General features: G+C 36.1%; 36 protein-coding genes. 4 read left to right on the top strand and 32 right to left on the bottom strand.

What is annotated here, in order from left to right; translation table 11 throughout:
* Positions 1-125: 125 nt before the first annotated feature.
* From rplQ to rpsL, 32 genes are all read right to left on the bottom strand, one after another.
* Complete coding sequence (rplQ, locus tag ACFSJT_RS13460; protein WP_378320806.1) at positions 126-605, bottom strand: 50S ribosomal protein L17; 480 nt, start codon at positions 603-605, stop codon at positions 126-128.
* Between the two features lie 63 nt (positions 606-668).
* Complete coding sequence (locus ACFSJT_RS13455; RefSeq protein ID WP_378320805.1) at positions 669-1,661, bottom strand: DNA-directed RNA polymerase subunit alpha; 993 nt, start codon at positions 1,659-1,661, stop codon at positions 669-671.
* A gap of 23 nt (positions 1,662-1,684) precedes the next feature.
* The gene (gene rpsD / locus ACFSJT_RS13450) at positions 1,685-2,290 is read right to left on the bottom strand and encodes a 30S ribosomal protein S4 (RefSeq protein ID WP_378320804.1); all 606 of its coding nucleotides are present in this window, start codon (positions 2,288-2,290) and stop codon (positions 1,685-1,687) included.
* A 149-nt stretch (positions 2,291-2,439) separates the two neighbouring features.
* Positions 2,440-2,823, bottom strand: a complete 384-nt coding sequence (gene rpsK, locus ACFSJT_RS13445) for a 30S ribosomal protein S11 (protein WP_073316875.1) — start codon at positions 2,821-2,823, stop codon at positions 2,440-2,442.
* A gap of 8 nt (positions 2,824-2,831) precedes the next feature.
* Positions 2,832-3,206, bottom strand: coding sequence for a 30S ribosomal protein S13 (gene rpsM, locus ACFSJT_RS13440; protein ID WP_378320803.1), 375 nt, complete (start codon positions 3,204-3,206; stop codon positions 2,832-2,834).
* A gap of 2 nt (positions 3,207-3,208) precedes the next feature.
* Positions 3,209-3,325, bottom strand: a complete 117-nt coding sequence (gene ykgO / locus ACFSJT_RS13435; RefSeq protein ID WP_073370549.1) for a type B 50S ribosomal protein L36 — start codon at positions 3,323-3,325, stop codon at positions 3,209-3,211.
* Positions 3,326-3,502: 177 nt separating this feature from the next.
* A complete protein-coding gene (infA, locus tag ACFSJT_RS13430; protein WP_010181908.1) occupies positions 3,503-3,718 on the bottom strand; it encodes a translation initiation factor IF-1 in 216 nt (71 codons plus the stop codon).
* Positions 3,718-5,055, bottom strand: coding sequence for a preprotein translocase subunit SecY (gene secY, locus ACFSJT_RS13425; RefSeq protein ID WP_378320802.1), 1,338 nt, complete (start codon positions 5,053-5,055; stop codon positions 3,718-3,720). Before secY ends, infA begins: the two co-directional genes overlap by 1 nt.
* Positions 5,056-5,065: 10 nt before the next feature.
* Entirely contained in the window at positions 5,066-5,518 is a 453-nt protein-coding gene (gene rplO, locus ACFSJT_RS13420) for a 50S ribosomal protein L15 (protein WP_378320801.1), read from the bottom strand.
* Between the two features lie 9 nt (positions 5,519-5,527).
* On the bottom strand, positions 5,528-5,707 hold the full coding sequence (gene rpmD / locus ACFSJT_RS13415) for a 50S ribosomal protein L30 (protein WP_103070990.1): 180 nt from the start codon (positions 5,705-5,707) through the stop codon (positions 5,528-5,530).
* 11 nt (positions 5,708-5,718) lie between these two features.
* Positions 5,719-6,243, bottom strand: a complete 525-nt coding sequence (gene rpsE, locus ACFSJT_RS13410) for a 30S ribosomal protein S5 (protein ID WP_378320800.1) — start codon at positions 6,241-6,243, stop codon at positions 5,719-5,721.
* Positions 6,244-6,249: 6 nt separating this feature from the next.
* The gene (gene rplR, locus ACFSJT_RS13405; RefSeq protein WP_378320799.1) at positions 6,250-6,606 is read right to left on the bottom strand and encodes a 50S ribosomal protein L18; all 357 of its coding nucleotides are present in this window, start codon (positions 6,604-6,606) and stop codon (positions 6,250-6,252) included.
* Between the two features lie 11 nt (positions 6,607-6,617).
* The gene (rplF, locus tag ACFSJT_RS13400) at positions 6,618-7,160 is read right to left on the bottom strand and encodes a 50S ribosomal protein L6 (protein WP_378320798.1); all 543 of its coding nucleotides are present in this window, start codon (positions 7,158-7,160) and stop codon (positions 6,618-6,620) included.
* Positions 7,161-7,180: 20 nt separating this feature from the next.
* Positions 7,181-7,579 carry a 30S ribosomal protein S8 gene (rpsH, locus tag ACFSJT_RS13395; RefSeq protein WP_378320797.1) on the bottom strand — a complete coding sequence of 133 codons (399 nt, stop codon included), beginning with the start codon at positions 7,577-7,579 and terminating at the stop codon, positions 7,181-7,183.
* A gap of 69 nt (positions 7,580-7,648) precedes the next feature.
* Positions 7,649-7,918 carry a 30S ribosomal protein S14 gene (gene rpsN / locus ACFSJT_RS13390; protein WP_210195893.1) on the bottom strand — a complete coding sequence of 90 codons (270 nt, stop codon included), beginning with the start codon at positions 7,916-7,918 and terminating at the stop codon, positions 7,649-7,651.
* A 2-nt stretch (positions 7,919-7,920) separates the two neighbouring features.
* On the bottom strand, positions 7,921-8,472 hold the full coding sequence (gene rplE, locus ACFSJT_RS13385) for a 50S ribosomal protein L5 (protein ID WP_378320796.1): 552 nt from the start codon (positions 8,470-8,472) through the stop codon (positions 7,921-7,923).
* A 2-nt stretch (positions 8,473-8,474) separates the two neighbouring features.
* A complete protein-coding gene (rplX, locus tag ACFSJT_RS13380; RefSeq protein ID WP_378320795.1) occupies positions 8,475-8,786 on the bottom strand; it encodes a 50S ribosomal protein L24 in 312 nt (103 codons plus the stop codon).
* 13 nt (positions 8,787-8,799) lie between these two features.
* Positions 8,800-9,168, bottom strand: a complete 369-nt coding sequence (gene rplN / locus ACFSJT_RS13375) for a 50S ribosomal protein L14 (protein WP_027392543.1) — start codon at positions 9,166-9,168, stop codon at positions 8,800-8,802.
* Between the two features lie 2 nt (positions 9,169-9,170).
* On the bottom strand, positions 9,171-9,428 hold the full coding sequence (gene rpsQ / locus ACFSJT_RS13370; protein ID WP_034243856.1) for a 30S ribosomal protein S17: 258 nt from the start codon (positions 9,426-9,428) through the stop codon (positions 9,171-9,173).
* 12 nt (positions 9,429-9,440) lie between these two features.
* Entirely contained in the window at positions 9,441-9,635 is a 195-nt protein-coding gene (gene rpmC, locus ACFSJT_RS13365; RefSeq protein ID WP_378320794.1) for a 50S ribosomal protein L29, read from the bottom strand.
* 11 nt (positions 9,636-9,646) lie between these two features.
* Positions 9,647-10,066: a 50S ribosomal protein L16 gene (rplP, locus tag ACFSJT_RS13360; protein WP_210195897.1), complete on the bottom strand. Its 420-nt coding sequence runs from the start codon at positions 10,064-10,066 to the stop codon at positions 9,647-9,649.
* A 20-nt stretch (positions 10,067-10,086) separates the two neighbouring features.
* Positions 10,087-10,812, bottom strand: a complete 726-nt coding sequence (rpsC, locus tag ACFSJT_RS13355; RefSeq protein ID WP_201922868.1) for a 30S ribosomal protein S3 — start codon at positions 10,810-10,812, stop codon at positions 10,087-10,089.
* Positions 10,813-10,820: 8 nt separating this feature from the next.
* Positions 10,821-11,228: a 50S ribosomal protein L22 gene (rplV, locus tag ACFSJT_RS13350; protein WP_378320793.1), complete on the bottom strand. Its 408-nt coding sequence runs from the start codon at positions 11,226-11,228 to the stop codon at positions 10,821-10,823.
* 8 nt (positions 11,229-11,236) lie between these two features.
* Complete coding sequence (gene rpsS / locus ACFSJT_RS13345) at positions 11,237-11,515, bottom strand: 30S ribosomal protein S19 (protein WP_024770876.1); 279 nt, start codon at positions 11,513-11,515, stop codon at positions 11,237-11,239.
* A gap of 6 nt (positions 11,516-11,521) precedes the next feature.
* On the bottom strand, positions 11,522-12,346 hold the full coding sequence (gene rplB / locus ACFSJT_RS13340) for a 50S ribosomal protein L2 (protein WP_378320792.1): 825 nt from the start codon (positions 12,344-12,346) through the stop codon (positions 11,522-11,524).
* 9 nt (positions 12,347-12,355) lie between these two features.
* Positions 12,356-12,646: a 50S ribosomal protein L23 gene (gene rplW / locus ACFSJT_RS13335; RefSeq protein ID WP_378320791.1), complete on the bottom strand. Its 291-nt coding sequence runs from the start codon at positions 12,644-12,646 to the stop codon at positions 12,356-12,358.
* Between the two features lie 5 nt (positions 12,647-12,651).
* Positions 12,652-13,281: a 50S ribosomal protein L4 gene (gene rplD / locus ACFSJT_RS13330; RefSeq protein ID WP_378320790.1), complete on the bottom strand. Its 630-nt coding sequence runs from the start codon at positions 13,279-13,281 to the stop codon at positions 12,652-12,654.
* Entirely contained in the window at positions 13,281-13,898 is a 618-nt protein-coding gene (rplC, locus tag ACFSJT_RS13325; protein WP_378320789.1) for a 50S ribosomal protein L3, read from the bottom strand. Before rplC ends, rplD begins: the two co-directional genes overlap by 1 nt.
* 230 nt (positions 13,899-14,128) lie before the next feature.
* On the bottom strand, positions 14,129-14,434 hold the full coding sequence (gene rpsJ, locus ACFSJT_RS13320) for a 30S ribosomal protein S10 (protein ID WP_010181931.1): 306 nt from the start codon (positions 14,432-14,434) through the stop codon (positions 14,129-14,131).
* A gap of 11 nt (positions 14,435-14,445) precedes the next feature.
* Positions 14,446-16,572 carry an elongation factor G gene (gene fusA / locus ACFSJT_RS13315; protein WP_378320788.1) on the bottom strand — a complete coding sequence of 709 codons (2,127 nt, stop codon included), beginning with the start codon at positions 16,570-16,572 and terminating at the stop codon, positions 14,446-14,448.
* A 10-nt stretch (positions 16,573-16,582) separates the two neighbouring features.
* The gene (rpsG, locus tag ACFSJT_RS13310; protein ID WP_378320787.1) at positions 16,583-17,059 is read right to left on the bottom strand and encodes a 30S ribosomal protein S7; all 477 of its coding nucleotides are present in this window, start codon (positions 17,057-17,059) and stop codon (positions 16,583-16,585) included.
* A 23-nt stretch (positions 17,060-17,082) separates the two neighbouring features.
* Positions 17,083-17,457, bottom strand: a complete 375-nt coding sequence (rpsL, locus tag ACFSJT_RS13305; protein ID WP_024770883.1) for a 30S ribosomal protein S12 — start codon at positions 17,455-17,457, stop codon at positions 17,083-17,085.
* Positions 17,458-18,149: 692 nt separating this feature from the next.
* Between rpsL and ACFSJT_RS13300 the strand changes: the two genes are divergently transcribed.
* The 4 genes from ACFSJT_RS13300 (at position 18,150) to ACFSJT_RS13285 (ending at position 25,146) form a co-directional block, all read left to right on the top strand.
* The gene (locus ACFSJT_RS13300; RefSeq protein ID WP_378320786.1) at positions 18,150-21,380 is read left to right on the top strand and encodes a SusC/RagA family TonB-linked outer membrane protein; all 3,231 of its coding nucleotides are present in this window, start codon (positions 18,150-18,152) and stop codon (positions 21,378-21,380) included.
* Positions 21,381-21,406: 26 nt separating this feature from the next.
* Entirely contained in the window at positions 21,407-23,137 is a 1,731-nt protein-coding gene (locus ACFSJT_RS13295) for a SusD/RagB family nutrient-binding outer membrane lipoprotein (RefSeq protein ID WP_378320785.1), read from the top strand.
* Positions 23,138-23,154: 17 nt separating this feature from the next.
* Positions 23,155-24,066, top strand: coding sequence for a hypothetical protein (locus ACFSJT_RS13290; protein ID WP_378320784.1), 912 nt, complete (start codon positions 23,155-23,157; stop codon positions 24,064-24,066).
* A 330-nt stretch (positions 24,067-24,396) separates the two neighbouring features.
* Complete coding sequence (locus ACFSJT_RS13285; RefSeq protein WP_378320783.1) at positions 24,397-25,146, top strand: hypothetical protein; 750 nt, start codon at positions 24,397-24,399, stop codon at positions 25,144-25,146.
* The last annotated feature ends 28 nt before the right edge of the window (positions 25,147-25,174 follow it).

Here is a 25,174-nt window from a genome sequence, read left to right as displayed (position 1 = left end):
CTATTTTGTCTTTTTAGATAACAACACCTCAATTTAGAGGAAAAACTTTTTAAAATTATTCAAAAAAAAAGGATAAACGCCAAACGTTTATCCTTTTATTATTATGTGTTATTCACACTTTTCATTTACTCTTCTTCAGATTTTGAAGTTTCAGGAGCTGGAGTGACCGGAGCAGCTGCAGCTTTCTTTCCTTTACCTCCTCTTCTTCTAGCTTTCTTCTTAGCAGGTTTACCAGCGTTGTATAGCTCATTATAATCTACTAATTCGATCATTGCCATGTCAGCGTTATCCCCAAGACGATTTCCAAGTTTGATAATTCTTGTATATCCTCCTGGTCTGTCACCCACTTTTGTAGCTACTTCTCTAAATAATTCAGTCACTGCATATTTGTTGCGCAATTTACTGAATACGATACGACGATTATGAGTTGTATCTTCCTTAGACTTGGTTACTAATGGCTCTACAAATTGCTTAAGTGCCTTAGCTTTGGCCACAGTGGTATTGATTCTTTTGTGTTCTATTAGGGAACAAGCCATGTTCGCAAGCATAGCTTTACGATGCGCCGTCTTTCTTCCTAAATGATTTACTTTTTTTCCGTGTCTCATGACATTTAATTTTAATCATCATCTTGCTCAATCTGCCTCATGCAGAGAGCAAAATATGACAGATTAGTCTTTGTCTAATTTATATTTTGAAAGATCCATTCCAAAGTTAAGCCCTTTTACATTTACAAGCTCTTCGAGCTCTGTTAAAGATTTCTTACCAAAGTTACGGAATTTCATTAAGTCATTTTTATTGTATGATACCAAGTCACCCAAGGTATCCACTTCTGCAGCTTTCAAACAGTTGAGTGCACGTACAGAAAGATCCATATCGATCAACTTAGTTTTTAATAACTGTCTCATGTGAAGAGATTCTTCATCATAAGTTTCTGTTTGTGCAATCTCATCAGCTTCTAATGTAATACGCTCATCAGAGAATAACATAAAGTGATGAATCAGTATTTTTGCTGCTTCCGTTAGCGCATCCTTAGGATGAATAGATCCATCGGTTACGATTTCGAAAACTAACTTTTCGTAATCGGTTTTTTGCTCTACACGATAGTTCTCAATGCTATACTTTACATTTTTGATTGGAGTGTAAATTGAATCTGTAAAAATGGTTCCAATAGGAGCGTTTGCCTTTTTGTTTTCTTCAGCAGGAACATAACCTCTACCTTTTTCGATAGTAATTTCTAGGTTTAGTGCTACTTTCTTATCCATATTACAGATTAACAAATCAGGATTTAGCACTTGAAATCCAGAGATAAATTTCTGAAAATCACCAGCTACTAACTGCTCCTGACCCGAGATAGAGATAGTAACAGACTCGTTATCTATATCTTCGATCTGACGCTTAAAACGCACTTGTTTAAGATTTAAGATAATTTCTGTAACATCCTCTACCACCCCAGAAATAGTTGAGAATTCGTGATCCACACCTTCTATTCTAAGAGAAGTAATAGCGAATCCCTCTAAAGAAGATAGCAAAACTCTTCGTAAAGCATTACCAACTGTTAATCCGTACCCTGGTTCTAATGGTCTAAATTCAAATTTACCATCGAACTCGGTGGAGTCGATCATGATAACTTTATCGGGCTTCTGAAAATTTAATATTGCCATGTTATTGTTTCTTCTTAGAGTTATTACTTAGAGTATAATTCGACGATGAATTGTTCATTAATGTTTTCCGGAATTTGGATTCTAGCCGGAACCGATACAAAAGTACCTTGCTTAGTATCATTATTAAAAGTAATCCATTCGTACACCTTGCTATTATTAGCTAAAGCATTTTGAATTACTTCTAATGATTTCGATTTTTCTCTTACCCCAACAACATCACCTGCCTTTAATTGGTAAGATGGAATGTTTACTTGCTGTCCGTTTACAGTTATATGTCTATGAGAAACCAATTGTCTTGCTCCTCTTCTAGAGTTCGCCAATCCCATTCTAAATACAACATTATCTAAACGAGACTCACATAATTGAAGTAGCACCTCACCGGTAATACCTTGTGCGCGTGTTGCTTTTTCGAACATGTTTCTGAACTGACGTTCTAACACCCCGTAAGTGTATTTAGCTTTTTGCTTTTCCATTAACTGGATTGCATATTCACTTTTTTTACCTCTTCTTCTGTTATTTCCGTGTTGCCCAGGAGGGTAATTTCTTCTTTCGAAAGACTTGTCGTCTCCGAAAATCGCTTCTCCAAACTTACGAGCGATTTTTGTTTTTGGACCAGTATATCTTGCCATTATTAATAATTTAGTTATTGAGGTGATTATGAATTAAGGTCTCTTTCCTTCGATAATCATTTTTTCCCCATTTCGATTTACTTACTATCTTAAAAAGATCCTGAAACAACACTTGGACTCAACTCAATGTGACAGTTCAGGATTCTAATTTATACTCTACGTCTTTTAGGAGGACGACATCCATTATGCGGCATTGGAGTTACATCGATAATCTCTGAAACCTCGATACCTGAATTATGAATAGATCGTATTGCAGATTCTCTACCATTACCTGGACCTTTAACGTATACCTTTACTTTTTTAAGTCCAGCCTCGATAGCTACTTTTGCAGCATCTTCTGCTGCTAACTGAGCAGCATAAGGCGTATTCTTTTTAGATCCTCTGAATCCCATCTTACCAGCAGAAGACCATGAAATAACGTCTCCTTTTTTATTGGTCAACGAAATAATAATATTGTTAAAAGAAGCAGTTACGTGTGCTTCTCCTACAGATTCAACTATTACTTTACGTTTTTTTGAAGTTGACTTTGCCATACTACTTATTATTTAGTTGCTTTTTTCTTGTTAGCAACTGTTTTTCTTCTTCCTTTACGTGTTCTAGAATTATTCTTAGTACGTTGTCCTCTTAGTGGTAAACCAGCTCTATGACGTATACCTCTATAACATCCTATATCCATAAGACGTTTAATATTTAACTGTACTTCAGATCTTAATTCTCCTTCGATGGTATAGGCACCTACAGCTTCACGGATACGACCAATTTGATCATCATCCCAATCAGAAACCTTTATGTTTTCATCTACTTTGGCAGTATCTAGAATTTCTTTAGCTCTACTTCTACCAATTCCGAAGATATAGGTTAATGCTATAACTCCTCGCTTTTGTTTGGGTATATCAACCCCTGCAATTCTTGCCATAATTACCCTTGTCTTTGTTTAAATCTAGGATTCTTTTTATTAATCACATAAAGTCGGCCTTTTCTACGCACAATCTTGCACTCGGCACTTCTCTTTTTTACTGATGCTCTAACTTTCATCTGTTCTTTGTTAAAAGTTTTTTACAAACCAACAAATCGTTTTAATTCTGCTGGTTTTGTCTTTTTATTTAATTTTTGAAAAACGGTATTCACGTTTTTCAAAAGCATATACTAACAGGATTTTTTCAGCGTGCAAAATTACGGAAAAAATCTTAATAAACTAATATTACTAAACTATTAATATCTATATGTAATACGAGCCTTTGATAAATCATAAGGACTCATCTCTAACTTCACTTTGTCCCCTGGTAACAATTTAATATAATGCATACGCATTTTACCAGAGATATGAGCCGTTACAACATGACCATTTTCAAGCTCTACACGAAACATCGCATTTGACAACGCTTCTATAATACTTCCATCTTGTTCTATTGCCGGTTGTTTTGCCATTATGCTACTGCTTTACGGTTTTTACCAGATTTCATTAACCCATCATAATGTCTATTCAACAAATATGAATTTACTTGTTGCATTGTATCAATCGCGACACCTACCATAATAAGTAAAGATGTTCCACCGAAAAACAATGCCCAACCCTGCTGTACATTAAGAAGTTTCACTGCTATAGCAGGAAATATTGCTATTAATGCTAAAAATATTGATCCTGGTAATGTTATTTGTGACATAATCTTATCTAAATATTCAGAAGTTTCGCTTCCCGGGCGTATACCAGGAATGAAGCCACCACTACGCTTTAAATCATCAGCCATCTTATTTGTTGGCACTGTAATTGCCGTATAGAAATAGGTAAATACAATAATTAATAAAGCAAATACTACATTGTACCAAAATCCAAAGATATCACTAAATGCCGCTGCCACTCCTTGTGAAGCCTCTGAGTCTGAAAGACCTGCTACCGCGGCAGGAACAAACATAATCGCCTGTGCAAAAATAATAGGCATAACCCCAGAAGCATTTAATTTCAAGGGAATATATTGGCGCGATCCGAAAACATTTTTCTCATATCCACCTCCAGCAGTTCTTCTAGCATATTGTACAGGAATTTGACGAACAGCCATTACCAACAACACCGATGCTAATATGATCACAAACCAGATTACCAATTCAATTAGTACCATAATCATTCCACCTCCATCTCCAGAAACTCTTGAAGAGAAGTTCTGCACAAATGATTGAGGTAAAGTTGCTATGATACCCACCATAATTAATAATGATATACCGTTTCCGATTCCTTTATCAGTTATTTTTTCACCTAACCACATTGCAAAAATACATCCCGTAGTAAGGATAATTACAGAAGATACAACAAAAACGGTTTGATTTGGAAGTACAAACGCTTCTCCGGGGAGTGTGGCAAACAAATTATAAATATAACCTGGTCCCTGTACTAAAGTAATAGCAATAGTTAACCAGCGTGTAATTTGATTGATTTTCTTTCTACCACTTTCACCTTCTTTTTGAAGTTTTTGTAAATAAGGTATTGCAATACCCATCAACTGAACTACAATAGAAGCCGAGATGTAAGGCATGATACCCAATGCGAACACAGACGCGTTAGCAAAAGCTCCACCTGTAAATGCATTAAGCAACCCAAGTAAACCATCCTGAGTCTGAGTTCCTAAGTTTGCCAATTCTGCTGCATCTACTCCTGGCAGTACAACTTGCGCTCCAAAACGATATACTAAAAGTAACCCTAAAGTAACTAGGATTCTATTTTTTAGCTCTTCGATTTTCCAAATGTTCTTTATTGTATCAATAAATTTCATGAATTGTCTATTATAAGGTTACTGCTTCACCACCGGCTGCTTCAATAGCTGCTTTTGCTGTGGCTGTAAATTTGTGAGCTGAGACTTTCAGTTTTGCCTTCAATTCACCTCTCCCCAGTATCTTAACCAAATCATTTTTTCCAGCAAGACGAGTAGCCAAGATCACATCAAGATCTACAGTATCTTTGATTTTTCCTTCATCAACTAATTTTTGAAGTGTATCTAGATTAATCCCTTGATATTCTTTCCTGTTGATATTTTTGAAGCCAAATTTAGGAACCCTTCTTTGAAGTGGCATTTGCCCTCCTTCAAAACCAATTTTCTTAGAATACCCAGAACGTGATTTTGCTCCTTTATGGCCACGAGTAGACGTTCCTCCCTTACCAGAGCCTTGTCCACGACCAACTCGCTTACCGTTACTTTTTACCGAACCTGCAGCAGGTTTTAAGTTACTTAAATCCATGTGCTATTATTATTTTGTTTCTACCGAAACTAAATGTTTAACTTTATTTACCATCCCAAGGATATTAGGAGTATCTTCATGCTCCACAACCTGACCGATCTTTTTAAGACCTAAAGCCTCTAGAGTTCTTTTTTGTCTCTGAGTGCGGTTAATTGCACTTTTTACTTTAGTAATTTTAATCTTTGCCATCGTTCTTCTATTTATCCTTTAAACACTTTTTCAAGTGAAACACCACGTTGTACTGCTACTTGCTGTGCACTTCGCATTTGCAATAACGCATCAAATGTAGCTTTCACCACGTTGTGTGGGTTAGACGATCCTTGATTCTTCGACAGTACATCATGTACTCCTACCGCTTCTAGTACCGCACGTATAGCTCCACCAGCGATTACTCCGGTACCCGTTGCGGCGGGCATTAATAATACTCTAGCCCCACCATACTTACCTTTTTGTTCATGAGGTAAAGTACCTTTATGCAAAGGAATACGAACTAAATTCTTTTTTGCATCTTCTACTGCTTTAGCAATAGCTTCAGCTACTTCTTTAGATTTACCTAAACCGTGACCTACTACTCCGTTTTCATCACCTACAACCACGATAGCAGAGAATCCGAATGCTCTACCTCCTTTAGTTACTTTAGTCACACGTTGAACACCAACTAAACGGTCTTTAAGCTCAAGCCCACTTGGTTTTACTAATTCTGCGTTTTTATATTTTTGATACATAATTTCTTAGAATTTAAGTCCTGCTTCTCTAGCTCCTTCTGCTAATGATTTTACTCTTCCGTGATACAAATATCCTCCTCTGTCGAAAGATACCGTTTCAACTCCAGCTTTCTTAGCTTTTTCAGCAAGTGCTTTTCCAACCAAGTTTGCTTTTTCAACTTTATTTCCAGATGCCGAAGCAATGTCTTTATCTCTTGAAGAAGCAGCACTGATAGTTTTACCAGTAACATCATCTATGATTTGACCATAGATTTCTTTGTTACTTCTATAAACAGATAACCTAGGACGTTGTTCTGTTCCGCTCATGTTTCCGCGGATTCGCTTTCTTATTTTTAATCTTCTTGATTCTTTTGAGAATGCCATAACACTAGTTATTATGCAGATTTACCTGCTTTTCTTCTTAATTGTTCTCCTACGAATTTAATTCCTTTTCCTTTATAAGGTTCTGGTTTACGGAAGCTTCTAATTTTAGCAGCTATTTGACCAACCAATTGCTTATCATGAGAAGTTAATTTTACAATAGGATTCTTACCTTTTTCCGAAATAGTTTCAACCTTAACTTCTGGTGCCAGGTCCAAAACTATGTTGTGAGAGAATCCTAAAGCCAAATCTAATTTTTGACCTTGATTAGAAGCTCTATAACCAACTCCTACCAACTCTAATTCTTTGGTAAAACCTTCAGAAACACCTACAACCATGTTATTGATTAAAGCTCTGTACAAACCGTGCTTTGCTTTATGATCTTTGGCCTCAGTTGGTCTTTCTAGAACCACTTGACCTTCTTCAACTTTCACATCGATACTATCTATCTCCTGAGAAAGCTCTCCTAATTTTCCTTTAACAGTAACAACATTACCTGTCACTTCTACAGTGACACCAGACGGAATAGTTACTGGATTTTTTCCTATTCTTGACATTTCTTTTGTCTTTTATACTGTTAATATACGTAACAAAGTAATTCACCCCCTACATTCTCCTGTCTTGCCTGTTTACCAGTCATTACGCCATGAGAAGTGGATACAATTGCAACACCTAACCCGTTAAGAATTCTAGGAATATCAGAAGATCCTGCATACTTACGTAAACCAGGCTTACTAATTCTCTGCAATTCTTTTATTACAGGTTCTTTGGTCATTTTATCGTATTTAAGGGCTATCTTGATAGTACCTTGAGTTGTATTATCTTCAAACTTATAACTTAAAATATATCCTTGATCGAATAATATTTTAGTGATCTCTTTTTTAACCTTTGATGCAGGAATCTCGACTACTCTATGTTGAGCACTATTTGCATTACGGATTCGGGTTAAATAATCTGCTATAGGATCTGTATTCATTATTTATTATTTATGGTATTGGTTTTCGATAATATCACCGAACCTAACACCAATTAATTTATTTTATTATTACCAACTCGCTTTTGTTACACCGGGTATTAATCCTTGATTTGCCATTTCTCTAAAAGTAACACGAGAAATTCCAAATTGACGCATATACCCTTTTGGTCTACCAGTTAGTTTACAACGATTATGTTGACGAACCGGTGAAGCATTTTTTGGTAACTTTTGTAATGCCTCATAATCTCCAGCCTCTTTTAAAGCTTTTCTTTTTTCAGCATATTTAGCTACAGTCTTAGCTCTTTTCACCTCACGGGCTTTCATTGATTCTTTAGCCATAATTAATTCTTTTTAAAAGGTAATCCTAGTTCGGTTAACAATGATTTTGCTTCCTTATCGGTCTTAGCCGAAGTCTCGAATGTAATATTCATCCCTGAAATTTTATTCACCTTATCGATATCAATTTCCGGGAAAATAATCTGTTCAGTAATACCTAAAGAGTAATTGCCTCTACCATCAAAACCTGTAACTTTAATTCCGTTAAAATCTCTAACACGTGGAAGTGCAGAAGTAATTAAACGATCTAAAAATTCGTACATCCTTTCTCCTCTTAACGTAACTTTTGCTCCAATTGGCATTCCTTTACGTAATTTGAAAGATGCAACATCCTTTTTAGAAATCGTGGGTATAGCTTTCTGACCAGTGATTGTTGTTAATTCATCTACTGCATAGTCAATTAACTTCTTATCGGCTACTGCTGCACCAACACCTCTACTTAGAACGATTTTTTTAAGTTTAGGTACCTGCATTACATTATCATAGCTGAATTCTTCTGTAAGAGCAGACACTACTCTGTCTTTATACTCTTGTTTTAATCTTGGGATATAAGCCATAACTATATTACTTCATTAGATTTTTTAGAAAATCTCACTTTCTTATCTCCTTCTATCCTGTATCCAACTCTTGTAGTTTCTCCTTTAGAGGTTAACAATGATAAGTTAGAAATATGAATAGGTGCTTCTTGCTTTACAATACCACCTTGTGGATTAGCAGCACTAGGCTTCTGGTGCTTAGAAACTAAATTTACACCTTCTACGATTGCCTTATTATTATCTTTTAATACTTTTTGCACTGTGCCTTCCTGACCTTTATTGTCTCCGGCAATAACACGTACCGTATCTCCTGCTTTAATTTTTAGCTTTGTCATCTTTACAAATGTTTTAAAGCACTTCTGGCGCTAGTGAAACAATCTTCATGAATTGCTTATCACGAAGCTCTCTTGCAACAGGGCCAAAAACACGTGTCCCTCTCATTTCTCCTGCAGGGTTCAACAAAACACATGCATTATCATCGAAACGAATATAAGAACCATCTGGCCTGCGCACTTCTTTCTTGGTACGAACTACAACTGCAGTTGAAACCGCTCCTTTTTTGATATTTCCATTTGGAGTTGCTTCTTTTACACTGACAACGATTTTGTCTCCTACAGAGGCGTATCTTCTTTTTGTACCACCTAAAACACGGATAACTAAAACTTCTTTACCCCCTGTGTTGTCTGCTACTTTTAATCTAGACTCTTGTTGTACCATAATTACTTAGCTCTTTCAATTACTTCTACTAATCTCCAGCATTTGGTTTTACTCATAGGTCTTGTTTCCATGATCTTTACAGTATCACCAATATTGCAGTCGTTTTTCTCGTCGTGCGCAACGTACTTTTTCGTTTTTAACACGAACTTTCCGTACATAGGATGTTTTACTTTTTTAACTTCAGAAACCACGATTGATTTCTGCATTTTGTTACTAGTAACAACTCCTATACGTTCTTTTCTTAAATTTCTTTTTTCCATCTTTCAGCAGAATTAACCGTTTAATTCTCTTTTTGTAAGCTCTGTAGCCATTCTTGCAATAGATCTTCTTACCTTACGTAATTGTAGAGGATTCTCTAATGGAGACATAGCATGAGCCATTCTTAAATCTGAATATGCTTTTTGCGATTTACTAAGTTCTTCTTGTAATTCAGCTGTAGATAATTCTTTAACTTCTGATTGCTTCATAATTCTCAATTTTAAGCTTGATAATCTCTAGCTACGATAAACTTAGTTCTTACAGGAAGCTTTTGTGCTGCCAAACGTAAAGCCTCTTTAGCTACGTCAAGTGGTACACCTCCTATTTCGAATAATATTCTTCCTGGTTTTACTACTGCCGCCCAATATTCTACAGCACCTTTACCTTTACCCATACGTACTTCAAGAGGCTTTTTAGTAATTGGCTTGTCTGGGAAAATTTTTATCCACATCGAACCCTCTCTTTTCATATAACGAGTTGCTGCGATACGTGCTGCTTCAATTTGTCTAGCTGTAACAAAACTTGAATCTAATGATTTAATTCCGAAAGTACCGTTTGAAAGGGTATGTCCTCTTTGAGAAAGACCCTTCATACGTCCTTTTTGTTGTTTACGGAATTTTGTTCTTTTAGGCTGTAACATTGTTAATTTACTTTAAAAAATTACTTTCTACGACGTGATTTGTTATTTCCACCACTTCGTCCACCTCTGTCACCTTTTCCTTGTTTTTTGGATAAACCAACTAAAGGAGAAAGCTCTCTTTTACCATATACTTCGCCTTTCATGATCCATACTTTCACACCCAATCTACCATAAGTAGTATGAGCTTCTACCAAAGCATAATCTATGTCAGCTCTAAATGTTGATAAAGGAATACGACCTTCTTTATAGGATTCTGAACGCGCCATTTCTGCACCGTTCAAACGTCCTGAAATCTGAATTTTGATACCTTCAGCATTCATTCTCATTGCAGCCGCAATAGCCATCTTGATAGCACGACGATACGAAATACGACTTTCGATTTGTCTTGCTACGCTGGATCCGACTAAAAATGCATCAAGTTCTGGTCTTTTAATTTCAAAAATATTGATCTGAACTTCCTTTTCGGTAATTTTCTTAAGCTCTTCTTTCAACTTGTCTACCTCTTGACCACCTTTACCGATAATAATACCAGGTCTGGCAGTAGTGATAGTAACGGTTACAAGTTTAAGCGTACGCTCAATAATCACCCTTGATACACTAGCTTTTGATAAACGTGCGTGTACATACTTTCTAATCTTATCGTCTTCGGCAAGTTTATCACCGTAGTCATTACCTCCGTACCAGTTGGATTCCCATCCTCTGATAATACCAAGGCGATTTCCGATTGGATTTGTTTTCTGTCCCATAGTTTATATTAGCTTTGTGTATTATTGTTTGCTGCAACCACGATCGTAACGTGATTAGAGCGTTTTCTTATTCTGTGTGCGCGACCCTGTGGAGCAGGACGTAGTCTTTTCAACATGCTTCCTCCATCTACACGAATCTCTTTTACAAAAAGATCTGCATCTTCGATGCTTGCGTCTTCATTTTTCGCCTGCCAATTTGCTATTGCAGAAAGCAATAATTTCTCTAAACGACGTGATGCTTCTTTAGGACTAAATCTAAGAATCTGAAGCGCCTTTTCAACTTTTTCACCACGAACCAAATCCGCCACTAAACGCATCTTGCGAGGTGATGTCGGGCAGTTATTAAGTTTAGCAAAAGCAAGTTGCTTTTTCTCTTCCTTAATTCTTTCTGCCATTTCTCTTTTACGAACTCCCATGACTTAAATTATTTTTTACCTTTATTTTTAGCACCAGCGTGTCCCCTAAATGAACGTGTTGGCGAAAATTCTCCTAATTTATGACCTACCATATTCTCTGTGATATACACAGGAACAAATTGTCGACCATTATGAACTGCAATTGTTTGCCCTACAAAGTCAGGAGTAATCATAGATGCTCTTGACCAAGTCTTAATAACAGACTTTTTATTAGCTTCTACATTTGCAGCTACTTTTTTCTCTAACTTATAGTGAACGTAAGGTCCTTTTTTTAATGAACGTGCCATATCTTATTATTTCTTTCTACGTTCTACAATATACTTATTACTCGCTTTCGTCTTAGAACGGGTTCTAAATCCTTTTGCAGGAAGACCTTTTCTAGAACGAGGATGCCCTCCAGAAGAACGCCCTTCACCACCACCCATTGGGTGATCAACAGGGTTCATTGCAACTGGTCTTGTACGCGGACGACGTCCTAACCATCTTGTTCTACCAGCTTTACCTCCAACAATTAATTGGTGATCACTATTTGAGATAGCACCAACTGTTGCCATACAATTAGCAAGGATCATTCTCACCTCACCAGAAGGTAATTTTACCGTGGCAAATTTACCATCTCTAGCCATAAGCTGAGCAAATGATCCTGCACTACGTGCCATAACAGCACCTTGACCAGGACGTAATTCTATACAAGAAATGATTGTACCTAATGGGATATCGTTTAATGGCATAGCGTTTCCAATCTCTGGAGCAACATTATTACCTGATACGATATTCTGACCAACTTGCAAACCGTTCTGTGCAATCACATAACGTTTTTCACCATCTTGGTAATTCACAAGAGCAATGAATGCAGTTCTGTTTGGATCATATTCTATTGTAGCAACGGTAGCGGGAACACCCTGCTTATCGCGTTTAAAATCAATAATACGATACCTTCTTTTATGACCACCACCCTTGTAGCGCATAGTCATTTTTCCTTGACTGTTTCTACCACCAGTTCTTTTTTTCGGAGCTAATAAACTTTTCTCCGGCTTATCAGTAGTAATTGCGTCAAATCCATTTACTACTCTAAAACGCTGACCTGGGGTAATTGGCTTTAATTTTCTTACTGACATTTTCTAGTCTTAAAGATTACTATATAAATCAATTACTTCACCTTCCGCCACCTGTACAATTGCCTTTTTATAAGCACCTGTTTTACCAGTGACCATTCCCGTTTTTGTATAACGAGTTTTACGATCTGGGCGAACATTTATTGTGCGAACTTTAGTAACAGAAACACCATAAGCAGACTCTACTGCTTTTTTGATCTCTACCTTATTCGCTTTCTTATCTACTACAAAACCATAGCGGTTAAACACCTCACTATCAGCAGTAGCCTTTTCCGTAATAATAGGTTTTATTAAGATACTCATGGCTTCTATTTACTTAAATTCATTTCAATTCCTTTCAAAGAACCTTCTAAAAGTATAACACTATTTGCATTAAGTATTTTATAAGTACTTAATTCTGAAGCAGTTACAACTTCTGAACCCTTCAAATTGCGTGACGACAAATATACATTTTTATTTGACTCATCCAACACAAACAAAGATTTTTTATTTTCAAGCCCTAAAGACTTCAAAATAGCCGTAAAATTCTTTGTTTTTGGCGCATCAAAACTAAAGTCTTCAATAACTTGTATTGCCTTATCATTTGCCTTGATACTTAACGCCGATTTACGTGCTAATCTCTTCAAGTTCTTGTTTAATTTAAAAGAGTAGTTACGTGGTCTTGGACCAAAAATTCTACCTCCACCTTTAAAAATAGGAGACTTAATACTACCTGCTCTGGCTGTACCAGTTCCTTTTTGCTTCTTTATTTTTCTTGTACTACCAACAATCTCAGCTCGCTCTTTCGCTTTGTGAGTACCTTGACGCTGATTAGCCAAATACTGTTTCACATCAAGATATACAGCGTGATTGTTTGGTTCAATACTATAAACAGCATCAGAAAGGTCTACCTTTCTTCCTGTTTCTTTTCCGTTAATATCAATTACCGCTACTTTCATTACTTCTGAATCGTTACATAAGCGTTTTTGTGTCCAGGAACACATCCTTTTACCACAAGTAAATTCTTTTCAGGAACTACTTTTAACACTCTTAAGTTTTGAACTTTAATTTGATCTCCACCCATTCTTCCTGCCATTTTCATTCCTTTGAATACTCTTGCAGGATAAGATGCAGCACCTATAGAACCAGGAGCTCTTAAACGGTTATGTTGACCATGAGTTGCTTGTCCAACACCGCCAAAGTTATGTCTCTTAACAACTCCTTGAAAACCTTTTCCTTTAGAAGTTGCAGAAACATCAACGAATTCACCTTCTACAAAATGCTCTACTGTGACAGTATCACCTAATTTGTACTCCTCCTCAAAACCTTTAAATTCGACAACTTTACGTTTAGCAACAGTTCCTGCTTTTTTAAAGTGACCTAAAGCCGCCTTAGTAGCATTTTTGTCTGCTTTGTCATCGAAACCTAGCTGAACAGCTTCATAACCATCAACCTCTTCGGTTCTGACTTGGGTAACCACGCATGGCCCAGCTTCGATCACAGTACATGGAATATTTTTTCCATTCTCATCGAAAATGCTGGTCATACCGATCTTTTTTCCTATTAACCCAGACATATTTAAATTATTTATTAATTACTTGTTTATTAATTGAAGATCGACCTTCAATATTTTCTTTTATCATTTTGCAAAAAAACAGGGTCAAAATACTTCAACCCTGAATGTATTTTTTTGCCGCTTTTCCCTTGCACTAAGCTTGGGACATGTCACTTTATGGATCCCGAAACAAGTTCGGGATGGATACTTCTAAACTTTCAATTCGTTTTACTCTTGAAAGCTAAGAATTATCACACCTTGATTTCAACCTCTACTCCGCTAGGTAATTCCAACTTCATCAACGCATCAATAGTTTTTGAAGAAGAGCTGTAAATATCCAATAGTCTTTTGTAAGAACTTAATTGAAACTGCTCTCTGGATTTTTTGTTTACGTGCGGAGAACGAAGCACTGTAAAAATCTTCTTATGTGTTGGTAAAGGAATTGGCCCAGTTACTACAGCTCCTGTGCTCTTTACCGTCTTTACGATTTTCTCAGCAGACTTATCTACTAAATTGTGATCGTAAGATTTTAGTTTTATTCTAATTTTTTGACTCATTTCTGTAATAATTAAGCGTTAACTCCTTTTGCAGCTGCAATTACTTCTTCTGAAATATTAGAAGGAGTCTCGGCATAGTGAGAAAATTCCATGGTTGACGTTGCTCTACCAGAAGATAATGTTCTTAATGTTGTTACATATCCAAACATTTCAGAAAGTGGCACGGTAGCTTTTACAGTTTTTGCACCTGCACGATCTCCCATATCACTTACCTGTCCTCTACGACGGTTAAGGTCACCTACGATATCACCCATGTTTTCTTCAGGAGTAATAACTTCTAGTTTCATAATTGGCTCCAGAATTACAGCTTTAGCAGCTTTAGCAGCAGCTTTAAAACCTAATTTGGCAGCTAATTCGAATGACAATTGATCAGAATCCACATCGTGGTAAGATCCATCAGTAAGTGTAACCTTCATTGCATCTACCTCGTATCCGGCCAAAGGACCATTTACCATAGCCATTTTAAATCCTTTCTCAACCGAAGGAACAAATTCTTTAGGAACGTTACCCCCTTTAATGGTAGATTCAAACTGAAGCCCAACCTGACCTTCGTCAGCAGGTTCAAGTGTAAATACAATATCAGCAAATTTACCACGACCACCAGATTGTTTCTTATACACTTCTCTGTGTTCAGCTCTTTGGGTAATAGCCTCTTTATACTCCACTTGAGGCTGACCTTGATTAACTTCTACTTTAAACTCTCGCCTTAAACGATCTACAATAATATCCAAGTGAAGTTCTCCCATTCCAGAAATTATAGTCTGTCCTGAAGCTTCATCCGTTCTTACAGTAAATGTTGGATCTTCTTCAGCTAACTTCGCTAAAGCCATACCTAATTTATCGACATCAGCCTTGGTTTTTGGCTCAACCGCAATACCAATTACCGGATCAGGGAAGTCCATTGACTCTAAAACAATAGGATGTTTTTCATCAGACATTGTATCTCCGGTCTTAATATCTTTAAAACCTACGGCAGCTCCAATATCTCCTGCTTCGATATAGTCAATAGCGTTTTGCTTATTGGAATGCATTTGATAGATACGTGAAATACGCTCTTTTTTACCCGAACGGTTGTTCAAGATATAAGAACCAGCATCCAAACGCCCAGAATATGCTCTAAAGAATGCTAAACGACCTACAAAAGGATCAGTAGCAATTTTAAATGCTAACGCTGAAAACGGCTCCTTAACATCTGGTTTACGCATTTCCTCTTTATCTGTATTAGGATTCACCCCTACAATACCTTCTTTATCAGTTGGAGAAGGCAAATAACGGCAAACAGCATCCAACAAGAACTGAACACCTTTATTTTTAAATGCAGATCCACAAATCATAGGAATGATAGACATATCCATCACAGCAGCTCTGAGTGCAGCATGCACTTCTTCTTCTGTGATTGAATCTTCATCCTCCATAAATTTCTCTAACAGATTTTCATCATAAGCAGCAACCTCTTCAATAAGCTTACCTCTTAATTCTGCAGCTTCAGCCTTCAACTCCTCAGGAATATCGACAACATCAAATGTAGAACCCTGTGTTTCATCATGCCATATAATCGCACGGTTTTTCACTAAGTCTACAATACCTTTAAAATCTGCTTCATCACCAATATTCATAACGATTGGCACCGCATTAGATCCTAACATATCTTTAACTTGCTGACATACCGCCATAAAGTTAGATCCTTGACGATCCATTTTGTTAACAAAACCTATGCGTGGCACTTTATAATTATCAGCAAGTCTCCAGTTAGTTTCTGATTGTGGCTCTACGCCATCAACTGCACTAAATAAGAACACTAACCCATCAAGGACACGCAAAGAACGATTTACCTCTACGGTAAAATCTACGTGACCTGGTGTATCAATAATATTGAAATGATATGCTTTTGTATCCGCTATTGGTTGTCCATTTTCTGTTGGGAATTTCCATTCACACGTCGTTGCAGCAGAAGTAATCGTGATACCACGTTCTTGCTCTTGCTCCATCCAGTCCATAGTAGCTGCACCATCATGCACCTCCCCAATTTTATGACTTACCCCCGTATAATAAAGGATACGCTCGGTAGTTGTAGTTTTTCCTGCGTCAATATGCGCAGCAATCCCTATATTTCTTGTATATTTTAAATCTCTAGCCATTTCTTAAGGATTAAAATCTAAAGTGTGAGAATGCTTTATTTGCTTCAGCCATTTTATGAGTATCTACTCTTTTCTTTACAGCGGCTCCTTCTTCTTTTTCTGCAGCTATAATCTCTGCAGCAAGTTTTTGAGCCATAGATTTCTCATTTCTTTTTCGCGAAAACTGTATCAACCACTTCATAGCAGTTGAAATCTTGCGATCTGGCCTGATTGGATTAGGGATCTGAAAAGTAGCTCCACCTACTCTACGGCTTCGTACTTCAACGTGAGGCATTACATTAGACAATGCATCTTTCCACATTTCTAGTGCTGTCTTCTCATCGTTTTGTTTTTTCTCATCTACGATATCAATTGCATCGTAAAAAATTCTAAAAGCAGTCGACTTCTTTCCGTCCCACATCATCATATTTACAAAACGTGTCACTAACTGATCGTTAAAACGTGGATCCGGGAGGATTGGTCTTTTTTTAGCCTTTCTTTTTCTCATGTCTTCTTCTTAAAGTTTTTTGATTACTTCTTAGGGCGTTTTGCACCGTACTTAGATCTACGTTGCGTTCTGCCTTCGACACCTGCGGTGTCTAAAGCTCCACGAACAATGTGATATCTAACTCCTGGTAAATCTTTTACCCTTCCACCTCTAACTAATACTATCGAGTGCTCTTGGAGGTTATGACCTTCACCACCGATGTATGCGTTTACCTCTTTACCATTAGTTAACCTAACACGAGCTACTTTACGCATAGCTGAATTTGGTTTTTTTGGTGTAGTAGTATAAACACGCGTACAAACACCGCGGCGTTGCGGGCACGAATCCAAAGCAGCCGATTTACTCTTCTTAGTTATTTTGGCTCTACCTTTTCTTACTAATTGTGAAATTGTTGGCATAATTTGCTTTACACTATTATTAAAATTTTTCTAATATCCCTTTTTAAAGGGCTGCAAAGGTAGAAATATTTTTCAGTAAATCAAATCCTACCATATTAATTTTTAAATATTTAAAAATTAACTATTTTGAGTCTTAAAAGAATAAGTGACCTCATCATAGAAACTTTATTTACCCTAAATTTGAGAAGAGATCGGATTTTTAAAAATAATGTGCTAAATTTCTATTAAATCGCCCATAAAAGAATTAAACAACCAGTAAGTGTTTATGCTATCAAAAAAATCATCTTTAATAAAAGGTTCAGAAACGACGGCAATATTATAACATTTTGGCACTGTCTTGAAAATCAAAGATAATTTAAACAAAACGTTTTTAACAAACAGAACAGATCAAAAAAAATGGTTTTGGCACAACAATATACCGATAGGGTTACTGAAAGAAATAAAGTAACATTCAGCCAAACATCAATACCTAGTGCATAAATGAATGACACTGACCCTAATAACAAATTAATCGCAAGGAAACAACAATTTTAAATTGCGTTATTAGCTGTTTTTTAGCTGAATACAATCTTAAACAAAGTGTGATATTTTTATTAAATTATATTAAATTAACAAATTATCTTCTCTTAAAGTTGTTTAAGTTAAATCTTTTATAGATTTTTGGAATTGGCTAATTCTAATAATTAAAATAAATGAAATCACCAACAAAGCAAATTCTAATGCTATTTCTAGCATTAGTTGTGCAAGTCTCATTTGCACAAGAACAAACCATAACTGGTAAAATTACAGACGATCAAGGGTTACCTCTTCCAGGGGTAAACATCTTAGTCAAAGGAACAAATACAGGTACACAATCAGATTTCGATGGGCTTTATAGCATACAAGCTACCAGAGGAAATGTACTGGTATATAGTTATCTAGGGTTTACTAATAAAGAAGTAACAGTGGGCTCTAATTCAGTTATCAATGTACAACTTGATCCTTCAGCTTCTGAACTAGAAGAAGTAGTGGTTACCGCACAAGGTATTAAAAGAGAAAAAAAATCACTTGGTTATGCAGTAAGTACTATTGAATCTGAAGAAATTCAAAATCAAGCCCAAGGAGATATCGGGCGAATTTTACAAGGCAAAGCTGCAGGTATCAATATCACTGCTACTAATGGTGTCTCTGGTTCTGGAACAAATTTCATAATTAGAGGATACACCTCAATATCTGGTAGTAACCAACCTCTATTTATCGTAAACGGGGTGCCTTTTGATGGAGGGGCAAATGAGCAAACAGCATTCTTTGATGGAGTTACGGAGTCCAGTAGATTTTTGGATTTAGATCCAAAATCTATTCAGGATGTAAAAATTCTAAAGGGATTAAGTGCGACGGTACTCTATGGAGAGCGCGGAAGAAACGGTGTTGTATTAATTACAACTATTGGAGGTAGTTCCAAATCGGTTTCTAAAAAATTAGAGGTATCCGTATCTTCTTCTTACTTCATAAGCGAAGCTATTTTACCAAAATTTCAAACACAATATGGTGGAGGTTTTCACCAAGCATTTGGATTCTTCTTTAGTAATTGGGGACCAGATTTTGCCGAACAAAACCCTGCTATATATGGTAGTTCATTTAGAGGAATTGCATCAGATGGAACAGTTTTAGTAGAACACCCATTTAATAGACTAGCTGATGAATCACTAAAAGTTGGATTTGACGAATTAATTAACGGCACTTATAGATATCAAAATTATAATAGTGTAGAAAATTTCTTCAGAACGGGTAGTGTTTCTGATAATTCAATAAACCTAAGAGGATCAACAGATAACTTAACTTACAACGTTGGACTGGGTCATTTAGAGGATGAAGGATTCACTCCCGGAAATAAACTTGTGAGAAATAACATAAGTGTAGGTGGGTCTGCAATTTTAAATAATAAAATCACTGTGTCTGGTACACTTAATTATTCAAATACCGATTATAAAACTCCACCTATTGCGGCATCTACAGGAAGTGGTACAGTAGGAGGTGGGTCGTCTGTTTTTGGAGACGTTTTATACACCCCTCGAAGTGTTGATTTAATTGGACTTCCCTTTCAAGCAGCCGATGGTAGAAGTATCTATTATCGTTCAGGAAACGATATACAGAATCCTTTATGGACAGTTAACAATTCTAGAACAGGACAGAATACAGAAAGGGTATTTGGAAGTATGACTTTTAATTATGAATTTAATGATAATTTCGGCCTATCCTATTTATTAGGTTTAGATACTTATACTGAATTCAATTTTTATGGTCAAAATAGAGGTGGTGTAGATGGAAATCCAATAGGAATTTTCAGAACTACACAAGCCAAAAGTAAAATTTGGAACCATACTTTAAATTTCAATTACAACAAAGACCTTTCTGATGATTTTAATCTTCAATTGGTTTTAGGTGGACAAACCAGGAACGATACTTTCGAGCGTGATGGTGTTGAAAGTACCCAACAATTGGCTTTTGGTGTTTTAGAACATTTCAATTTTGTCAATCACGGTACTGTAAATAGTTTTTCTGGATTGAATTTGGCTTTTCGCTCAGAGGAAAATCAAGTAGGTGTTTATGCAGATGCAACTTTAGGTTTTCGCCAAGGACTTTATCTTAACCTAGCTGCAAGAAATGATTGGACTTCAACTCTTGAAACTGATAATTTTAGCATATTTTATCCTGCAGCTAGTTTATCATTTATACCCACTCAATTCTTTGACGGTTTGGTAAGTGATAAAGGACTCGGTTATATGAAATTAAGAATTGGATATGGTACTTCAGCCGGATTTCCAGCAGCATACGGTACAAGAAATAGTCTAAGCGTAGCATCCAGATCTTTTGTTGATGCTGGCGGAAACGTTGTTTCCGGTAATTCTGTAGCTAATCGTATAGGGAATCCAGACCTAGAACCAGAAACAGTTTCTGAAATTGAAGCTGGTATCGAGGCGCAGTTTTTCAGAAATAGGTTATCATTAAATGTAAGTGTCTATAAGAAGGAGGCCGATGATCTAATCACTGATCAAACACTGGATCCAGCAACGGGCTTTGAAGTTGTACGTGTAAATGCCGGATCTCTTGAAACAGAAGGTATAGAAGTTGATTTTAATGTAGTACCCATTAAAACCGAAAACTTTACATGGAACCTTAGTGGAAACTTTTTTGCCGATCAAAACGAAATTACCCAGCTACCAGAAGGTACTGATCAAATCGTATTAACTGACTTCATTGTTGGAAGTGCAGCAAATTATGCTATAGTTGGACAGCCTTATGGGGTACTTCAAGGTACTGCTATACAGAGAGATGATCAAGGCAACAGAATTGTTGGAGGTAATGGACAATATTTGGAGACTCAAGATATTGAAATAATAGGTGATCCTAATCCAGATTGGACTGCGGGACTTACTAGCACCTTCAAAATCTTTAAAGATTTTACATTTTCTGCAAATATCCTTTATAGACATGGAGGTGACATTTACTCTCAAACAGCTAGTACATTGCTTGGTAGAGGAACAGTCGCTAACGGTCTTGATAGAGAAGCTTCGTATGTGTTGCCAGGTGTAAAACAAGATGGCACACCAAATGACATACAAGTTACTTCTACTGTTCTAGGATTTAACACCATAGGTTTTGGTCCAAATGAATTACAGATTTATGATGGAACGACAATTCGCCTAAATGAAGTAAACCTTTCTTATTCATTACCAAAACGATTTCTTGAGAAAACACCCTTTGGCACATTAACAATGTCACTACGAGGCAACAATTTATGGTACAAAGCTGTGAACTTCCCAGATGATGTAAATTTCGACACCAATACCTTAAGTACTGGTGTAGGAAATGGTCAAGGTATAGATTTTATTACTGGTCCTAGTTCAAGACGATATGGTATCAGTGTCAATGCCACTTTTTAATTTTGAAACATTTAAATTTAACAATAATGTTAAGACATCATAAAAATATTCTTAGTAGTAAAATTATTGCAGTAATATGCTTGATTTTTAGCTTCAGTTCTTGTGAAACTTTCGAACTGGAGATTTTAGACGATCCTAATGCTTTAACTAATGATCAAGCAGATGCTGATCTTTTTTTAAATGCTATAGAAATTAGCTTAGCTGGCTTTTTTGACGGTAATCAGTTAGATGATAATCTGGCCGTATCCGAAATGGGTATGGAGGTGACCAGAATACTTCACATGTTTGGCCCCCTTTATGACAATGCTTATCAACCAGGGGACTACGATATTTGTTACGAGGATGCCTATGCTGGTCTATTGGCTGATGTACAAGCTTTAGAACCAATAGCAGAAGAAGCAGGGCTTTATACTCATATTGGTATTTCGAAAATTATAGAAGCTTACGTAATAATGACTTTGGTAGATTATTTTGGAGATTTACCTTACAGCGAAGCATTCCAAGGACTAGATAATACTAATCCAGTAGCAGATGATGATGCCAATATTTACAACGACGTTGAAGATTTACTTAATGAAGGATTAAGACAACTAGATCGCATTGAGAGATTTAAAGCGAATACTGATCTTTTTTATGGCGGAAATGAAGCTAGCTGGGCTAAACTGGCCAATACTTTAAAACTAAAACTTTATCTTCAAACTAGGCTCGTGGATGCAAATGCAGGAGCTAAAATTAATAATTTGCTTGCAAATGAAGATCTTATACTTGATTTGGAAGATGATTTTCAGTTTCAATATTCGAATGTTGATGCTAATCCAGACAGTCGTCACCCTTACTTCGGAAGAAACTTTGATGTAGCAGCTGATGTTAATGATTACATGTCTAACTATTATATGACATTAATAAAAGATGATTTCGCTACTGGTGACCCTAGAAGAAGATATTATTTTTATAGACAATCTCTAGACTTTACCGAAGACCCTAATGAGAATGAATGTATTTTAGTTGCAAGACCAACTCATTATTCATCTAACGATGTTTTTTGTAATCCAGGTGATGGTTATTGGGGTAGAGATCATGGTGACGACGACGGAATACCACCAGATGGCGGTCTTCGAACAACATTCGGAGTATACCCTATTGGTGGACCATTTGATGCCAGTGTGGGTGACGCAATATCAGGAAGACGCGTTGGTTTGCAAGGTGCCGGAATTTCTCCAATAATGCTTTCTTCATACACGAACTTTATGCTAGCAGAAGCAGCTTTAACTGCGGGAGTTACAGGTGATCCTCGTTTTTATCTTGAACAAGGGGTTAGACAATCAATTCAAAAAGTTTTAGCTTTTGGAGAAAGATTACCCTTAGACGAACCCGTAAAAGACGATGATCCTGATACTCCAGAAGACGAAACAGTTATACCAAGACCTTTTGTTCCTTCTAATAGTGATATAGAGCTATATGTTAACAATGTTTTAGATAGATATGATGCTGCTTCAGGAGAAGACCGAGTAGAGATTGTTGTCATTGAATATTTCAAGGCTTTATTCGGGAATGGAGTTGAAGCATATAACACGTATAGAAGAACTGGTTTTCCATCAGATCTTCAACCTACGTTGACTTTAAATTCGGGAGAATTCATTAATTCATTCCCCTATCCATCAGAACTATTTCAACAAAACTCAAATGTAAGTCAAAAACCTGCACCTAGCCAAAGCTTAAGAGTTTTTTGGGCAGAAGGTGGACCTGTAGTTGACTAATTAAAAAAATAAAAGAAATGAAAAATATAAGTAAATTTTTATTATTCTTATTCGTTTTCTCAATTTTCGTAGGTTGTGAAGATGAAGACAAGAACCCTGTTCCACTGGATGAAATAGAATCTGCAGCAGTACTTAGAACCGTAGAGGTGATCAATCTAGAGGTTAACTTAAAGGATATAGCTGGATCAACCATTGCTGTCGAAGTAGAAGCGGATGATTTTGCGAATAGCTCAAGGTTCGAATCGGTAGATGTATACGTATCCTATGTAGATAATTTCGTTGACGAAGATAATGAAACTCCAACGCCTAACGATGATGAGGATATCAGTAAACCAGATGTTTTTGTTCGAAATGTTGCTGCATCAGAATTTACCACTGGACCTAACGGAAAACCTACCGCTGTGATCAGTCTAAATGCACAAGATGCCATAGACTTGCTTGACTTGCAGTCAGAGTTTGATTCAGAACAAGCAGATGGAGGTGATATTTTCAGATTGCGTTTGGCATTAAATTTAAATTCTGGTGAAGTCTATACAAGCACAAATATCGGAAACAATATTTCGGGGGTGTTTTTTAATTCTCCATTTCGTTATGATGCAAAAACCCTTTGTGTACTACCAGAACCTCCAACAGGTGAATGGAATATAAATATGCAAGACACTTTTGGAGACGGATGGAATGGAGCTAAATTAGTTGCAGATCTTGATGGAATCGAAACTGAGTTTTTAGTCACTGAAGCTGAAGGATTTAGTTCCTCAGCTACACTTACGGTACCCGATGGATCACAAGAACTAACATTTACCTTCGAATCAGGCGATTTTGATAATGAAGTTACATTTCAAATATTTGCTCCTAGCGGTAATTTGGTTGCTGATGAAGGCCCTTCCCCTACAGCGGGAGTGGTCATCTTGAATTTGTGCTCAGAATAAGCAATTATTTGTCAAGTTAAAATTAAAAAGGATCGTCTTAAATTTAAGACGATCCTTTTTAATTAACATAAAAATTATATGGAGAACCTATTCTTATTCATTTTTCATAACCATATTAAAATCTTATATCTACTGAAAGTATTATAGTTGATAGACTTCAATGATCTCCTCTTTACTGACTCAATTTACAATGTTAACAACATGTCTTAAAAAGTCTCTAAATAGATATCCTAAAAATAGAAGAATTTATTATCAGGTGAGCTTGATGTTGAACGAGAACATTTACGTTCAATTCATTATATTTAGTTATATTGTAGAAACTTTTTTAACATGAAATCTATCAGACTAATTATCCAAGTCTTTACTTTCTTATATTGTACCATCTTATTTTCTCAAAATCCCAGTCCGGCAACACCTGCTAGATTATCAAGTTTTTCATTCGAAGGAAATCTCGCTGCTAATAGTATGATGAGAGGAAGAGACATTTTACAAGAAGTACTCAATATAGGTAATAAAAACCTCACACTCGAAGATATAAAAGGAAATCCCTATCTCATAGAAAAATTTGAAATAGGCTTATTAAAATATACTGATTCTACAGAAATAGGAAAATTACCTATGCGATATAATGCTTATAATGATGAGATTGAAGTTGATTATCAAGACGGAGCAAAACTTTTAAGTAAGTCTATTCCAATATCGGTTATTGTAAATAATAAAGAATTTAGAATTCTAGATTATATGGATAATTCTTCAACTAAGAAAGGTTTTTTTATCGAAAAATTACGCAACACCAACTGTAGCCTATATGTACGATACGAAAAAACGCTCAAACTTCCAGAAGAAGCAAAGACTAGTTTCCATAAATCAGAATCACCGAAATTTATAGAAAAAAAACATTATTATATTCAATTCGGAAACCAAACCCCGATAAGGTTAAAATTGAAAAAAAGTAAAATTTTACAGCACTTTAAATTACATCAGAAAAAATTGAAAGAATTTTGTGGTGAAAAAAAATTAGATCTAAAAAATGAGAATGATTTGATTATTCTTATCAATTATTATAATTCATTACAATAAATAGAATTGTCAATTTTGTTTCAAAAAC

Source organism: Aquimarina celericrescens (assembly GCF_042682765.1).
Lineage (GTDB): Bacteria > Bacteroidota > Bacteroidia > Flavobacteriales > Flavobacteriaceae > Aquimarina > Aquimarina celericrescens.
Note: the sequence above shows the minus strand (reverse complement) of the source record. Positions and strands in the feature narration are given on the sequence as shown.